The organism is Lederbergia lenta NBRC 16444 (genome assembly GCF_001591545.1).
GTDB lineage: Bacteria > Bacillota > Bacilli > Bacillales > Bacillaceae_C > Lederbergia > Lederbergia lenta.
On record NZ_BCVC01000003.1, the window covers coordinates 340,722 to 355,939 of the forward strand.

Annotated in this window: 14 protein-coding genes; 1 reads left to right on the forward strand and 13 read right to left on the reverse strand. The window is 37.9% G+C overall.

Translation table 11 applies throughout. From position 1 onward, the window contains the following. Positions 1–27: 27 nt before the first annotated feature. From BLE01S_RS13750 to BLE01S_RS13780, 7 genes are read right to left on the reverse strand one after another with little or no spacing between them, the layout of a single operon-like run. Positions 28–897 (reverse strand): putative RNA methyltransferase, encoded by an 870-nt coding sequence (locus tag BLE01S_RS13750; protein WP_082788732.1) that lies wholly within the window; start codon positions 895–897, stop codon positions 28–30. Positions 898–926: 29 nt separating this feature from the next. Next, positions 927–2,045, reverse strand: coding sequence for a hypothetical protein (locus tag BLE01S_RS13755; protein WP_066143185.1), 1,119 nt, complete (start codon positions 2,043–2,045; stop codon positions 927–929). Further along, positions 2,042–3,331 (reverse strand): F390 synthetase-related protein, encoded by a 1,290-nt coding sequence (locus BLE01S_RS13760; RefSeq protein ID WP_066143188.1) that lies wholly within the window; start codon positions 3,329–3,331, stop codon positions 2,042–2,044. Before BLE01S_RS13760 ends, BLE01S_RS13755 begins: the two co-directional genes overlap by 4 nt. Continuing rightward, positions 3,324–4,151: an MBL fold metallo-hydrolase gene (locus tag BLE01S_RS13765; protein WP_066143191.1), complete on the reverse strand. Its 828-nt coding sequence runs from the start codon at positions 4,149–4,151 to the stop codon at positions 3,324–3,326. The genes BLE01S_RS13760 and BLE01S_RS13765 overlap by 8 nt, the downstream gene beginning before the upstream one ends. After that, a complete protein-coding gene (locus tag BLE01S_RS13770) occupies positions 4,105–5,112 on the reverse strand; it encodes an NAD-dependent epimerase/dehydratase family protein (RefSeq protein WP_066143194.1) in 1,008 nt (335 codons plus the stop codon). Before BLE01S_RS13770 ends, BLE01S_RS13765 begins: the two co-directional genes overlap by 47 nt. Then, a complete protein-coding gene (locus tag BLE01S_RS13775; RefSeq protein WP_066143198.1) occupies positions 5,109–6,212 on the reverse strand; it encodes an ATP-grasp domain-containing protein in 1,104 nt (367 codons plus the stop codon). Before BLE01S_RS13775 ends, BLE01S_RS13770 begins: the two co-directional genes overlap by 4 nt. Then, positions 6,202–7,191 carry a beta-ketoacyl-ACP synthase III gene (locus BLE01S_RS13780; protein ID WP_066143201.1) on the reverse strand — a complete coding sequence of 330 codons (990 nt, stop codon included), beginning with the start codon at positions 7,189–7,191 and terminating at the stop codon, positions 6,202–6,204. The genes BLE01S_RS13775 and BLE01S_RS13780 overlap by 11 nt, the downstream gene beginning before the upstream one ends. 290 nt (positions 7,192–7,481) lie before the next feature. Between BLE01S_RS13780 and BLE01S_RS13785 the strand changes: the two genes are divergently transcribed. Continuing rightward, on the forward strand, positions 7,482–8,183 hold the full coding sequence (locus tag BLE01S_RS13785; RefSeq protein ID WP_066143204.1) for a DUF421 domain-containing protein: 702 nt from the start codon (positions 7,482–7,484) through the stop codon (positions 8,181–8,183). Positions 8,184–8,650: 467 nt separating this feature from the next. On the opposite strand, the gene BLE01S_RS13790 is transcribed toward BLE01S_RS13785, so the two are convergent. The 6 genes from BLE01S_RS13790 to BLE01S_RS13815 form a co-directional block, all read right to left on the reverse strand. After that, positions 8,651–9,343 carry a hypothetical protein gene (locus BLE01S_RS13790; protein ID WP_066143207.1) on the reverse strand — a complete coding sequence of 231 codons (693 nt, stop codon included), beginning with the start codon at positions 9,341–9,343 and terminating at the stop codon, positions 8,651–8,653. Positions 9,344–9,569: 226 nt separating this feature from the next. Then, positions 9,570–10,298: a hypothetical protein gene (locus BLE01S_RS13795; protein ID WP_066143210.1), complete on the reverse strand. Its 729-nt coding sequence runs from the start codon at positions 10,296–10,298 to the stop codon at positions 9,570–9,572. An 86-nt stretch (positions 10,299–10,384) separates the two neighbouring features. Continuing rightward, positions 10,385–11,260, reverse strand: a complete 876-nt coding sequence (locus BLE01S_RS13800; protein ID WP_066143213.1) for a peptidylprolyl isomerase — start codon at positions 11,258–11,260, stop codon at positions 10,385–10,387. Between the two features lie 455 nt (positions 11,261–11,715). Next, positions 11,716–13,134, reverse strand: a complete 1,419-nt coding sequence (locus BLE01S_RS13805) for a sensor histidine kinase (RefSeq protein WP_066143216.1) — start codon at positions 13,132–13,134, stop codon at positions 11,716–11,718. Next, positions 13,131–13,838 (reverse strand): response regulator transcription factor, encoded by a 708-nt coding sequence (locus tag BLE01S_RS13810; RefSeq protein ID WP_066143219.1) that lies wholly within the window; start codon positions 13,836–13,838, stop codon positions 13,131–13,133. The genes BLE01S_RS13805 and BLE01S_RS13810 overlap by 4 nt, the downstream gene beginning before the upstream one ends. A gap of 104 nt (positions 13,839–13,942) precedes the next feature. Beyond that, positions 13,943–15,145: a S1C family serine protease gene (locus BLE01S_RS13815; protein WP_066143222.1), complete on the reverse strand. Its 1,203-nt coding sequence runs from the start codon at positions 15,143–15,145 to the stop codon at positions 13,943–13,945. Positions 15,146–15,218 lie beyond the last annotated feature (73 nt).

Sequence of the window (15,218 nt, forward strand, 5' to 3'; positions counted from 1 at the left end):
AATCTTATTTAAAACGTCCTCATCCATTCATCTCTTCCGTCTTTTTCCTACCAAAATAGTCATGTCAACTGTAATATCCATTGCTGACGTATCACTTACTTGCTTGCGTTTTGCTTCATTTGCTGACCATGATAGCGGGGTCATTTTCACTAAATCATTCAATAGTGGCTGTTCTAACCGAACTTGATACTTAACTTCTTGGGTTTTTATTAAATCAAATTTTTCTTGAAATCGACTCATTGTCTTCTCATTGTCAAAGTTCTCTTTATCCCCATAGAAGATCTTTCGAAGCTCTTGCAGATAAGCGCTGTTTGGTATTACTTTTATAAGCTGGCCATCATCTGTGAGCAATCTATCGAACTCAGAGTAGTTAGACGGAGATAAAACATTCAAGATGAACGGAAACTTTTGATTAGCGAGCGGTGTTTTGGCTAAATCGGCAACTAGCCAAATTGTTTTTGAAGGGTTACTTGCTGCGAGTTGAATTCCTTCTTTTGAAATATCCGCACCAAAACCAATTGTATTTCCGGTAACATATTTCTGTATTTGCGCTAAATGAGATCCCTCCCCACAACCAGCGTCAAAGATAGCTATATTTTCGCTTAACCGTGCGCTTTCGACTAAATCAGCAATGGCTTCTATAAGTGGCGTGAAAAATCCACTTTCGGCAATTCTTTGCCTAGATTGAAACAATGCCTTATCATATTTCGTATCTACAGACTGTGACAGTAGGTGAATATAGCCTTTTTTTGCAAGATCATAGCTATGACCTTCTGTGCAAACTAATGTTGTATTATTTTCAAATAACATCGACCTTGTACAGATTGGACAACTGAAAAAATGAGCGTGCTCTGCAATTAATTCAGCAGTAATCGACTTTCTACTCTGTTGGGACATAATAACCCTTCCTTTTCCTATTTGAACTCTTATCTAAATTTCCAAAGTATTCTACTTCCTACTGTGTATGTGAGGAATTGAATTGCCTGCCAATTTAATCTGTCTTTAATTGGCAAATGCTTCGTATAAATATAACTATACTCCATTTCAGGCTGACAACCACGTGCCTTTTTATAACTTCCCGCTCCACCTGAATTATTCATTAGAATCTTTTTTTCCCGTGCTACTTCATACAGCTGATTTGAAAGCATTCGATAAATACCAGTCTTCTCATCTAGGTCCGTATCCCAGCCGAAAAACGGGGTCGCCATTTGATCATTCATAATAAAATATCCACCAAAAGCCACGCATGTATCGTGATTTAATGTAATCATATCAAATCTTCCATTCCGACACATTTCATACATGAAGTGCGCAGTGTACTGTGGGTTATTCGGTGAATATTTCTGCAAATATAATTTATCATAAAGTCGTTCACATTCATCCATGTCGATTTCATTTAAAATTTCTTTCTTAATAAGTCCTGACTTTTTAAAATTGGAACGGTCGCGCGCATGGTCCTTCTTCTGTCCCTTCGTCATCCTATCTGCCGAATGCCAGTAATAAATGACACGACTTCCATAAGGTTGATAGCCTCCATCTTTTAGCTGATCTATCCAATCCGAAGCTGTCTTTTCATTTAGGGAACGGAAACCGATTGCGTGCTCAGGAAATTCCTGCGCCAGAAATGCAGTTATCTTTTCCACGTCCATCTCACATTTACTGGCATATAGATTTGTGGAAACGAGAAAATTATGTATATAAATAATTCTGTTCTTTACGCGGCGAATACAACCATCTAGAAACCGAATAATTGAACGAATGATACTACGAGTAAAGCGAGAATCAATATACTGTGTTAGCTCATCCTTCAACGAAATGACATACTGCCCATATGGCGACACAATCCAACTGTCATCATAATTCTCCGTCGTCACCGTCATTGGATAAATCCAGTTTCCCGTTCGTATCGCATATACCTCACTATGAATATTGCGAATCTTTTCCGACAATCCTCCCATCATGACTTGAAGAAAAGGTTCTACTTCTTGCCGATTTTCGCATCTAAACCAATCAATACTTTGAAAATCTTTATAAAGTGCAATCATCGCTTCTGAACCCGGCGCAACTTTACGCCTGCCTCTGGCGGTATATATGGAAAAATTGTAAGATCAACTGGGACACAGGCCATTTTTGAAAAGAGTGCTAGGAATGATCGCTTAATAGCATCGCCATCTTGGACGTTTGTCACATAAATCGCTAATGTACCGTCCTTCTCTTGGATTACTCTAAATTGATCGCGCTCATCGCCGTGCAAAATGAGCGTACGACGGATAAAATCTGGAAACATGGCTACTTCCTCACCACTATCGGCTCCCTCAAAAATAAAAATATCATCACTCCGTCCATCAATCCGATCTAACACTGTACATGCACTGCCACATCGACAAAGCTCATCCTTTTCCACAAGCAAATCATTCAATCTATAACGAATAATTGGCTGGGCCATCCGCGAGAAATCGGTAATAATTGGCGAAAATATACCTTTCTCTTCATCGATATACTCCTTTTCAATATACACAAATTCCTCATTCAAATGAAGATTGCCTTCTTTGCAAGTATGTGCGAGAAAGCCCTCTGTACATTGATAGATTTGGTGAATGGTCTGGTCGAATGCTTGTGCTAAATATGCTTGATCCTTTTTCTCCAGCACTTCCGCTACGCTAATCACTCTTTTGAATGGAGGTCGGTCTTTTAAATCGGCAATGATCCGGAGCATACTTGGCGGGGCTATGACAATATCTGGTGAAAGGGCCCGTAATTTATTTACATTTTCATTCACCGGGTCTAGTAAATCATAGAATGTAAACTGAATGGTACTGCTAGAAACCGTCTCATAGAGATTACTGTTAGCTCGAAGAAAAAATGCTACCTTCTGTTTACGGATAATTGACTTTGGCAACATCTTTGCCAGCATAATGCCTGCCCATCTTTCCCTCTCCTCGGGTGATACGAGAAAAAGCCCTCGGTTCCCAGAAGTTCCCGATGATAAGCCAATAGTGACACCATTGAGCATGGGGGAAAAATCTCGAGATTCTTCCGCTTTCAGTGCAACATCGAAAGCCTGTTTTTTTGCAATGCCAACTGTATTTATTTTATCGAAGTTCTTCATCATAAATAGCTTATCCGTGATCGGTAATGTATCAAGCGTATCTATTGATAATTGGTTCCTTTCTAATTGAGATAATCCCGTAAAATAGGCCAAATTAGAAGGTAACTTTTTAAAAAAACGATCTAGTTGCTGACGCTGATGACGTTCAAGTTCTTGTCGTGATGTAAAAGATTGACGATATCGGGTTTTCAAATAATGCTGAAGCACACGAATTTTATTCATGAGAAACCTCCGTACAATGGGATGGAATGATTTGATATTCGGGGTGTAACTTCCGGAAATGCACCACTTGATCAAATGTCTCTTTATACTCTTTCCAAGAGGACATAATCAGCCCTGCCGCTCGGTTCGGTAAAGATTTCGCGCGAATAGCCTCAGATGACCAAGTTGCATCCGCACATAAAAAAACATCGTTAAAGAAGACCCCAAATTGGCCTTTTGCATGGCCTTCTAAAAATACGGCAATGACGGATCCATCTCCGAGAATGTCGTAACCTTTTGAAAAAGGGGCATGTGTTTTATTTATAGGAAGAATTGGAGTCTCTTCGATGAAAACTGCCCGTTCACTAAAATCTTCCGGGATTGTTCCTGGCAAATATGCCTGCCTTACAGCTTTGGCCCCTTTACAATCCCTAACAGCTTCCCATGCCCTATTACTACAAACGATTTTTGCATGAGGAAAGTCAAGCAACCCTCCCGTATGGTCACCATGAAAATGAGAAAGAATAATTGTCTTTATTTCATTGGTATTTATCCCACTATCCTCCAACTGAGTCTTCAAACTATCTTGCGATGAATAAGTTACTGGTGTGCCATAACGATACAATTTATATGGAAGGCGTTCACTAGCAGTAAAGAATTGATCACCATATCCTGTATCAAAAAGAACATATCCCTCCTCGTGATCTATTAGAAATGCAAGAGATGGAAAATGCACTTGTTTGAACTTTCCTCCCGCCCGTGCAATAAAGTCATAGCTCGAACAAGAGCCCGTCTTAAATGCCTTCACACCTTTTATTTTGTTCGTGCCACCAAGTTGCATAACGCTCAATCCCTTCCTGTATGGAAATCACTGGTTCATATCCCAGGTCTTTTCTAGCCTTTTCTATACTCAGAGTCTGGGTTTTCCCTAATACACTAGCACTATATCTCGTCAGTATTGGTTCCTTGTCTGGCATGAACACTTTATGACCCCCTTCAAGGATAGCTGCAAGACAAAATAAAACGGAATAAGGGATTACCTTACTGTTCATAGGCATATGCAGTGCTGTAAATAATTGCTGTAATGCCGCCCTGAGGTAAACTGGCTCTCCATTCGTTATATTGTATGCCTCACCTATACATTGTTTGGGCGCTGTAAGTGCTAGTTCAATCGCTCGCACGACATTGTCTATATACGTGAGATCAACAAGCGACTTCCCTTTGTTTGGAAGCGGAAAACCACGTTGACTATTTAATTCAATCAATCGCGGTAGAATGGTCGTATCACGAGGTCCAAATAATGCACGCGGACGTAAAATAATCGCCTCACGCCCTTGTCTTACTACATTCTGTACATGACCTTCAGCAAGAAATTTCGTTTTAGCATAAGCATTGACGAATTTTTTAGGTACTGGCTCTTCTTCCTCTACAAAATGTCTACTATTATAGCGGAAATAAATGCTCGGTGAAGAAATGTGAATGACCCGCTTCACGTTTGCTTTATTAGCGGCTACTAACACATTTTGAGTACCAATTACATTCGATTGATAAAAATCATCGTATTTTCCCCATGGTTCGGACTTAGCTGCAGAGTGAATAACCACTTCAACTCCTTTGAAAGCTCTTGTCAGCTGCTCAACATCTGACAAATCTGCTTGAACGAATGGGATACCAGCAGCAGTAAGCTCTAACCCCTTCTTATTATTTCTACCTAGACCGATCACATGATGGTCTCTCTCTTGTAAATATTCACATGCTCGTTGGCCTAGAAATCCCGTGGCTCCCGTAATCGCCAATTTCATGGTAAGCTCTCTCCATTCCATTCGATATCCCTTGTTGTAGCTTCTGTCATCGTGCAGCCTAACCTTCTAGCTATCAGAAACCAGCCGGCCAAGACGGCAAATTGGGCAAAAAAAGGTCGAATACCACTTGAAAAACCGATAATATCACTAGCTTTTCGATAATTTTTCAGCATTTCCACTGATGGTTTTCTCAAGATCTTCCCTAACATAAGCGGAGCCATTTGATAGGCTTCCTTTAATGGCTTAGTAGAAGTAAACCAAGCATTTGCCTTTATGAAAAGTGCACCGCTTGTAGCACGAGGGTTACATTCAATGAAATAAAATTTCCCCGTTTCCGCACACTCAATTAGATCGAATGCAATCTGCCCGGTCCACCCTAGAAGCTTGATCACTTGATTAACATAGTCTTGCAATACCTTATTACTCGTTTGTTTATAATAAATCGTTGTACCTTGCCCATAATGTATATCCGATGGATAAAGCACTGTCGTCAAACCATCTTTTAACGCGACACTATATGTACACCATTCTCGTCCTTCGATAAATTCTTGAACAACAATTGGAAACGTATCGTTTTGTAACACATCTTCTTTTTCCACTATTCGTACAGAATTAGAAAAACGCGTATATGGCTGTTTTAAAATGAAACATTGCTTCTTACTTTGTTCAATAAATGTTAAGATATCTGCTTTATTTTTTGCAAGCATGCTTTTCGGCGCATAAAAACCTTTTTCTAAGGCCCAATCGCAAAACTTAGCTTTGTGATGTACAAGTTGCATTTTAGAGAATTCCTCGACAAAGATATTTGCATTAAATTTATCTTTGTATCGGGAAATGAAAAACACTTCTTCACACAGTGGAATAACCAATTCAATATTCTCACATTCAATAATTTTCTGTAATTCCTCTATATACCGTTCTGGCATTTGATTCGGCGCAGACGTCTGATAAAATCGCTTTACTTCTTTACACCATTTTGCAATGACAAGCGGAGTAGAGTCTGTCAAAATCACCTTATGTCCTGCCTTAGTCAATGTACGTGAAATGTTAACCGCGATCGGCGCCCTCGCTCCAGTTAATAAAATACACTTAGTATTCAAATATAAGCCCTCCAATAGATAGGCCTGCGGAAGTCCCGATTAACATCACTTTATCACCACGCTTTATTCTATTTTCGCGGATCGCATAATAAAGTGCTGCTGGTATAGAAGCAGCAATCATATTGCCATGATTGCGAATGATGTTCATAAATTGGTCCACTGAAAACCCAAGTTTTTTGCGAACAATCTCCATCGATGAGCCGCTTGCCTGATGTGGAATTACCATCTGCAAATCTTGTTTAGCAATTCCAGCGTTGTTAAGTAGTTTAGTTAAAAAACCATCCATTTTTTTTAACGTCATTTTAAATACTGCGCGCCCATCCATATGGAACAAAAAATCTTCCAATGGATGCTCATTATAAGCTCGTGGCGGGATTAATGTCCCACCACCTTTGATTTCAGTAAAAGATGAACCATCACTGTATGTCTCCATATGCGAACCAAGCACACCTACTTGCTCTCCCTCTATTGCTGCCATTATAACTGCACTCGCCCCGTCTCCAAATAGCACAGCGCTTTCGATTACCTTTTCATTGATACCTGCCGATGCGATTTCAGTAGATACAATAGCGATCCGCTTATATTTTCCTGTTAAAATTGCCATGTTCGCCACATCAAATGCCGTTACAAAACTAAGACAAGTTGAATTAATATCAAAGCATGGAATGCCTGTGTCACTTCCATTCATCTGCTTTTGAATGAGACTTGCAGTTGAAGGAATCGCTTGTTGTGGCACACCACTTGCATTAATAATACAATCAAGATCCTGCAATTGAAGCTCAGCATCCTCTAGGGCCTCTTTCAATGCCTCTGCACCCATATACGAACTTGTTTCATTTGTAACAATATGTCTAGAGTCAATTCCCGAAGCACGAGTAATTCGGGCTGGATCAACATTCAGACGTTTCGCAATCTCTTCGGTTGTCACTATTCGAGAAGGCAAATAAAGACCGACACCTTTGATTGACGTTTTCTTCATTCTTCACAGCCCTTTCTTAGTTGAGTAAATAATTTTTTAACAAAGTTTTTATGAATTATTATATTTATTGTATCTTCTCTTACGTATCCGTAATCTTCCGTTTAATATTTTAATCACGCCAATTATACCAATAGAAATTGCCATTAAACAGTAACCAATAGACTAGGAGACCCCGATTTTTCCTAAACCGCCAGTTTCATAGGAATTTTCAGGAAAGATTAATTTGTGATTTCGGTGGTATGTATCACTATAAGAGATTGTTGAAAAAGAGATAGCAGGAGGAGAATGAGATGGAGTTTCTTGATACAGCACTAAAACTTGTACTGGGTTTATTGGCTCTTCTTGTTGTAACTAGACTTCTAGGAAAAAAGGAAATGGCTCAGATCACCCCATTTGATTTTGTATACGCGCTCGTTCTTGGCGGATTATTAGAAGAAAGCCTATACGATAAAAAAATAACTATTTGGAGTTTTCTATTCGCCGTCTTGATTTGGGCTATTCTTATCTACATCATTGAAGTAATAGCTGTTAAAAATGATAGAATTAAAAAAATCTTAAAAGGAGAGCCGTCTGTTATTGTAAAAAATGGACAGCTTGATACAAACGCAATGAAGAAAAATCATCTAGAAATGGAACAATTGCGTACAATGCTTAGACAGCAAGGTGTGTTTTCTTTACGTGAAGTTCGTGATTTATATTTAGAGCCGAGTGGAAATATAAGTATACAAAAATATTCAAGTTCAGAGCCACCGACCGCTGCCATGCTTCATATGGAAGTAAAAGATGAAGCTCCTTCCGTTTTATTAATCGATGAAGGCAAAATTAAAAAAGAAATCCTGCAATTTGCAGGAAAGACAACCAATTGGCTTCAAGATGAACTGAAGAAAGAAGGCTATGCTGCTATTGAAAATATTTTTTTCGCTGAATGGTCGGCAACAGATGGCTTCTACATAAAAACATATGATGATCCCAAAGAATGTATTCGAAATTAGACATTAGTAAATAACCTCACCTGCAAAAGATCATGTGAGTACTGTTGATTTCCGCTTCAGGATGGCGAGACTCCGAGGGCATGCAGTGATCCCTCGGAGTCGCCACCTTACGATTCAATCAACATAGTTGTGTTTTTCTTAAAGTTATTTTGTTTCTTTCATGTAAATGCAATTAGAACCTTCTAGGGAATCTGCTACAAGTTAACATTCATGCTTAATAAAGTCGACTTTTTATCATTGCCCTCTTCGAATTACGCTTGGATCAAAGGAAAATGTTATTCGTTTTGTTATTAAATATTTCCACCTTTGGATTATATATCTTTATTTATAATCGTTTTCTATACTTTTAGAGAAAAAGCTATTCATTTATGCTCTGAGCAGCCTGAAATTAGCTTATCTACAGAATTAGACTTTTTCAGTGCTCCTGAAAAATCTAGGTGGGGCTTGCCAATATACTAGCTGTAGTTTTAATTTATTTTTTCAATTGTTGAAGTAACCACGAATGGCTCTTTATCTTCCTCTTTCATCAAAAACTCCCTTTTTATTTCTCCATAGCCTTTAGCAAAGTATTTAGTATTAGTAGACCCATCTATATTTTCCTTTTTAATAACTATCACACTCTTAAATACTTGCAATGGAGTTTCCACTGTCATCGCATTATCAATTACAGTCCAACCATCAAATGTTATATCTTTATCTAGAGGTAGCTGTAAATAGGTGTATAGATCTTCTAATTCATTAAGCTCTTGATCTGTGGGATCAAATTTTACATTTGATTCGCCTTCCTCCCGTACGACAACAATTTTATCATTATCAATCCGAAATGTTCTTAACATAATCGTTCCACCATTATCTTCATATACATTTACAAAACGATCATTCAACCATTCTGTCTTTGCTGTATATGGGGCAAATTCATTTCCTTCACCGGCAAACTCCGCTTCCGTACCGTCTTTCATGAAAAAATCAGCAAGTGCTATTTCATCATTCACTGCTTCATCTTCCTGCTCCTTATCGGGACTGTTCCTATTTTCATCGGTTACTTCTTGGTTAGGTTCCTTCTTCTCTACTTCATTATTTGGTTCAGATTGCGTTTCCTGTTGACAAGCTGCTAACAGGAAAATAAACATCATCATAAATAAAATCTGTGATTTTTTCATACTAACACTCCTCTCTCATATAAATACTTGTTCATATAAAATACCCTTTGTAATGGATTTTAACCGCATGGTTCTTCCCATAATGTGGCTCATCTCTAATTACAAGTCTTTCCACCAAAAAAAAGGGCTGTCCATAAAGTCAGTAGTCGACTTTTGGATGCCCCTCCTAGCTCCAGATCATGTTAACAAAACATCGTGCATGTTTCGCATTTTCTTAACCCTACTATTAATTTCCCCTACCACCACGGTGTCCGTCAAAGAAAATAATATTCTCTTCTTTAAAAGGAAATAACTTTAGCTCTCTAGCCTTCTCACCATGATTCATCATGATTTCATGAAAGATCTCTTTAACTGTTTTTCCATCTGTTTCAACACCTAATTTTTCTGCAGCACGGTAGACCATCTTTTCATGAACCTCTTTTGCCAATTCTTGAAGATCTTTTCCTTCTATTGTAATTCCTAATTCTTGCGCATGATTTTTAATTTGCCTTTCTCGAACTTCACGGGCAAGTTCTTTCAAGTCTTTCCCATCAGTAGAAATGCCTAATTCCTGTGCAGCATTTTTAATCTTTGCTTTTTTTACCTCTTGCATTATCGTTTTATCATCTTTTCCCTTTGTATCTATTTTCCATTCTTTAGCGATATGTTCCACCCATTTATGATGAACTTCTTTCTCCAATGTACTAATATCTTTACCTTCTATTTTAATTCCCAATGCTTGAGCCTGCTTTTTAATAATTGCTTCCCGCACTTCTTTTCGAAGTGTAACTGCATCTTTTCCGTCAGTCGCAATCCCAAGTTCCTCAGCTTGCTTTTTAAGCATTTCAGAATCATGCTTATATTCTCCCCCGGGGTGACCATTTACATTAAAAAATGCTGCATGAGTCGAAGTTAGTCCGATCATTCCAAGCGCGAGTGCAACTATCACAAAGGTCGATAAAAGTTTGCCTTTCATACAGATCTACCTCCTAAAGTAAGTAAATTTCACTTACTAGCATGCCCTGTATATAAAAATAAACTATAAAGACCGAAAATTACTACTTACGCTTTTTCTAATGAATTTTTCACTTTATATTCCTTTGTTTTCTCCTCTAACCATGTAGGATATTCTGTTTGCATTTTTTCTTCAAATAAAGTTTCTTTTATTTCATCTTTATGATCAGCATACACCGCTTCTTTTGCCTCTTTTTTATTTGTTACCTTAATAATATGATAACCATGTTCTGTTTTCACAGGGTCACTAATATCGCCCTTTTTCATTGAAAAGGCAACTTTTTCAAATTCCTCAACCATCTTACCTTTTGCAAAGTATCCCAAACTCCCACCATTTTCTGCATTTGCAGCATCTGTTGAGTATTCCGCCGCTAATTCAGCAAAGTCTTCTCCAACAGCAAGTTTTTGAGCTACTTTCTTTGCCGTATCTTCATCTTCCACCAAAATATGGCTTGCTTCTACCTGAGCATCCTGGTTAAATTCAGCCTTGTTTTCTTCAAAGTGGGCCTTCATTTCTTTATCAGTCACTTTAATTTTCGGCTCAAGAAGCTTTTTAATTAACGCATATTGTTTCATATCATCCTTAATCATATCTTTCGTTATTCCACTTTGTTCCAATGCTGCATCAAATGAATCTTCTCCCCCATATGTTTCGATATATGTAGCGAGTTCATCATCAATTTCTTTTTTTGATACTGAGACTTTTTCTTTTTCAGCTTCTAATTCAATTACTTTCGTATTAATAAGTGCAGCCAACGCATCTGCGCCACTCGTTTCTACCAACATATCGTACAAATCATCTTTCGTTATTGATTCATTTCCAACAGTTGCAACCGTCTCTTTTTTTGAAAAGGCAGTTGTAAATATTACAGCAGCTCCAATCATTACTATTGCAATTACTGCTAATATAATTTTCTTGTTCATTTATTTCCCTCCATCTAAATCCTACATACCTTAACCATAATCAAAAATTATGAACAAACTATTAACAAACTAAGAAAAAAACACTACGATTTTTCAAGAGCACTGAAAGGATCTATTTCTATAGAAAAGAAAATTTTAAAAAGATGCAGCTAGAATATTCTTCGCTTTCCGGGGGCCACTTGAGCCTCTTGGAGCGTACGGGATAAATAAGAGAACGTCGATAAAAAAGACGACTCTACATTCAACAGCTGAATGAGAGTCGACTTTTTTGAGCTTGAATGTTAAGTTGCAGCAGATTTCTTAGAATATATAGAGCATCTTACTGCGTTTGCATGAATGGAACAAAACCACTGTAAGAAAAGTAAAACCAAGTTGATTGAAGCATCCGCCTGAAGCGGAGATCAGCGGTATTAAAAGATCCTTGCATAAGGGAGTACTCTCTCAATATCCGCGTTTTACACACTAGTTTTTTTAACAGGAAATCTTATGATAAATTTTGTTCCTTTTCCTTTTTCACTAGTTACTTCGATATTTCCTTGATGCATCATAACTAACTGTTTCACAATAGATAAACCGAGACCGAATTCTCCATATGGATTTGTCGTCCTTGATAGCATCGCTTTATAAAAACGTCCCCAAATCTTTTCAATCTCTGCAGGATCAATCCCAATCCCAGTATCTTCTATTTCAATAATTGTTTCATCCGTACCAGCTTTTCCACGCAATGTTATTTTTCCATTCTCCGTAAATTGAATACTGTTTTTCGTAATATTAATTAAAATCTGTGTAAGTCTATCATAATCAGCATAAATATAAACATTATCATCCACATCAACAATAATCTCATTATTCTTCTCTTGAGCCTGCATCTCCAATTGATCTTTAATTATTTCTAACACTTCAAAAAGCTGCGTCTCTTCTTTGAAAAGCTTCACTTGATTTGAGCGGATTTTCTCATAATCGAGGTTTTCATTAACAAGCCTAATAAGCCGTTTAGATTCCTTGCTTGCCAAAAGCATCCCTTTTTCCTTCTCCGATTCAGGGATCATATCATTTCTTATCCCTTCTATCACGCCACTAATTGTCGTGAGGGGGGTTCTTAACTCGTGTGATACATCTACCATAAACTGGCGTCTTCGATTTTCAAGACTTTCGATTTCTTCCATTGAGACATGCAGTTTTCCAACCATTTTATTAAAATCTCTCGCAAGATCTCCAATTTCATCAAAATTGGATGATGGAATCTGCACAGAGTAATCACCAGCTGCAACGAGTGCCGTTGCTTCTCGAATTCGTTTGATTCTTTTTACATGAAATGCCGATATGATCCAACTCACCAATAGTGCTACTGCTAAAGAAATAATGACTGTATAAAATAAATATCGATTAATTTGATCAATGACATCACGGGAACCTTTTATCGGAGATACTAGTAAAATCCCCCCCATAAATTGATCATTATGCACGTATGGAAGTAAAACAAAAGTAACCCCTTGTTCAAAACGTCTAAACTCTTTCTTAATAATAACCGTCTTACCATTTTTTATATCGCGCCATTCATTGTTCGTAAGCTCTACTTCAGGATGTAAACTTCCTTTTGAATAAATAATTGCAGCACTTGTATCAAACAAGCTATACTGGATTTCTCGGCCTGCTAATACATTTCCATATTGCTGGAGAACTTGTTGCGTTCTTGCCTGATTATTTTCTAGATCAAGTAAAATATTATACCCATACGAAGTAAGTTCTTCGATCTTATTTTCATATACTAATTTTTCTACGAACTGTGTAAACAGTAAGCTCAAAATTAAGAAAGCAATAAGTAATACACCTATATGGCTACCAAGCTGTTGATAAAGATATTTAACTTTCATTCTTCTTTACCTTGCGATAAGGGTTCAGTGATTTCTTCAAATTTATAACCCACTCCCCAAACTGTTTGGAAAAATGGCTGCTCTGTTGTACCAATTTTATTTCGCAGTCTCTTAATATGAACATCAACTGTACGATCATCACCATAAAATTGGTAACCCCATACGCTTTCTAGCAATTGTTCACGAGAAAAAACCTGTTTCGGATGTTGAATAAAATGATAGAGAAGATCAAATTCCTTTGGCGTTAAGTTTGTAATTTTATACCCATCCAGCATTACTTCTCGTGTATTTTTGTTAATTTTAAAATGAGTCGTCTCAATGGTATCTGAATTCTCTTTCTGTGGATTGTATCTACGTGTCACCGCTTTAATACGCGCCATTAATGCAAGCGGGCTAAATGGCTTTGTCACATAATCATCCGCCCCCATTTCAAGGCCAAGCACTTGATCAGATTCCGTATCCTTTGCTGTCAGCATAATGATGGGAACAGATTTATTTTCCTGCCTGATTTTGCGACAAATGGTTACACCATCCATTCCCGGCAACATCCAATCAATAATTAAACAATCCCACTTATCCTCTTGTGCACGTGCATAACCCTCAAGTCCATCCATGATAAAATGTCCTTCAATACCTTCTTTCACAAAAAACATTTCAAGCATAGAAGCAACACTTTCATTGTCTTCAATGACTAAAATTTTCATCGATCTGCCTCCTTTCTACATTTCTCTGTCATTTAAAGGTAAACAGAATAGGTGAAATTAGCAACTACAAACACCTCTTATCTAGTTTGATAAGAGGTGTAGCATTAACCTAAGGTAATTTGAATGACTTTCAATTCGCTGCCCCGATATACTTTCAAAGAAACTTTATCGCCAGTTTTGAATTCGGAATATAATAGTTTCCTAAGCTCACTTGAACTTTTTACTTCCTTATCATTCATGCCAACAATAACATCCTGTACCTCTAATCCTGCTTTTGCTGCAGCAGACTCCGGATCGACTTGTGTTACCATCACGCCTCCCTCGACTTCCAACGGTAATTGCTGTACATATTGCTGTGGTACTTGCGCAAGCTCGGCTAAACTTACACCCATATATGGACGTTCAACTTTCCCATTTTTAATCATTTCTTCGATTAATGGTATTGCATCGTTACTTGGAATCGCAAATCCAAGACCTTCCACACCATTTTCAGCTATTTTCAAGCTGTTAATCCCAATTAGTTCGCCAGCCGAATTGATAAGACCACCACCACTGTTTCCCGGATTAATCGCCGCATCTGTTTGGATCACATTTAAATCCCATTCGCCAGCCGATGTCTTGACATTGATAGAACGTTTGACAGCACTAATGATTCCTTGTGTTACAGTTCGGGAGAAGTCGCTTCCGAGCGGATTACCAATTGCTACGACTTGTTCTCCCGCCCTTAATTTATCTGAATCACCAAACTCGAGAATTGTATCAGCATATTTGGCATCCATTTTTAAAACAGCCAAATCACTTAATGCATCCGCTCCAACGAGTTCCGCTGTTGTTTTCTCGCCACTTTCTAGTGATATCTCAATTTTCTCAGCACCTTCAATGACATGATTATTCGTCACAATATAGGCGCTCTTCCCATCTTTTCTAATAATAACGCCTGAGCCAGAACCAGCCGCTTGGATTTCCGAATCCTGAGAGAAACGGTTATTTGTATGTTGAAACTTTTCTACACCGACTATCGCTTTCGAAGCATTCTCTACCATATCGGCTAACGATTCAGTATTTGCAGATGTTTGTTGAACATCATAAGTATTTTTATCCTCTTTTTGCGTAATCGGCGTATTATTACTTATCGGAGCTTCTTCCCTTTCTAACAAGCCCGTATTCGTCACAACAGCCAATGTTAGAACAGAGCCGATCACTCCAGCACCAATGGCCGATAAGAATTTACCCCCTCTTGGTTTCTTTGGCTTCTGGCGGTTTTCATCTATTGTATGCATTCCATTATTTTCATTCATATCGTTCATGTTTCCTTTCCTCCTCGTTAATGATTTCTTATTATTATCATAGCCAGAATATATGAACAAATTATTAACGAAC

Coding starts and splice junctions, on each gene's coding strand:
- BLE01S_RS13790 (WP_066143207.1), bottom strand. CDS start 9,343: ATGAAAAAATCACAGATTTTATTTATGATGATGTTTATTTTCCTGTTA.
- BLE01S_RS13750 (WP_082788732.1), bottom strand. CDS start 897: ATGTCCCAACAGAGTAGAAAGTCGATTACTGCTGAATTAATTGCAGAG.
- BLE01S_RS13755 (WP_066143185.1), bottom strand. CDS start 2,045: ATGATTGCACTTTATAAAGATTTTCAAAGTATTGATTGGTTTAGATGC.
- BLE01S_RS13795 (WP_066143210.1), bottom strand. CDS start 10,298: ATGAAAGGCAAACTTTTATCGACCTTTGTGATAGTTGCACTCGCGCTT.
- BLE01S_RS13815 (WP_066143222.1), bottom strand. CDS start 15,145: ATGAACGATATGAATGAAAATAATGGAATGCATACAATAGATGAAAAC.
- BLE01S_RS13765 (WP_066143191.1), bottom strand. CDS start 4,151: ATGCAACTTGGTGGCACGAACAAAATAAAAGGTGTGAAGGCATTTAAG.
- BLE01S_RS13805 (WP_066143216.1), bottom strand. CDS start 13,134: ATGAAAGTTAAATATCTTTATCAACAGCTTGGTAGCCATATAGGTGTA.
- BLE01S_RS13760 (WP_066143188.1), bottom strand. CDS start 3,331: ATGAATAAAATTCGTGTGCTTCAGCATTATTTGAAAACCCGATATCGT.
- BLE01S_RS13780 (WP_066143201.1), bottom strand. CDS start 7,191: ATGAAGAAAACGTCAATCAAAGGTGTCGGTCTTTATTTGCCTTCTCGA.
- BLE01S_RS13770 (WP_066143194.1), bottom strand. CDS start 5,112: ATGAAATTGGCGATTACGGGAGCCACGGGATTTCTAGGCCAACGAGCA.
- BLE01S_RS13800 (WP_066143213.1), bottom strand. CDS start 11,260: ATGAACAAGAAAATTATATTAGCAGTAATTGCAATAGTAATGATTGGA.
- BLE01S_RS13785 (WP_066143204.1), top strand. CDS start 7,482: ATGGAGTTTCTTGATACAGCACTAAAACTTGTACTGGGTTTATTGGCT.
- BLE01S_RS13810 (WP_066143219.1), bottom strand. CDS start 13,838: ATGAAAATTTTAGTCATTGAAGACAATGAAAGTGTTGCTTCTATGCTT.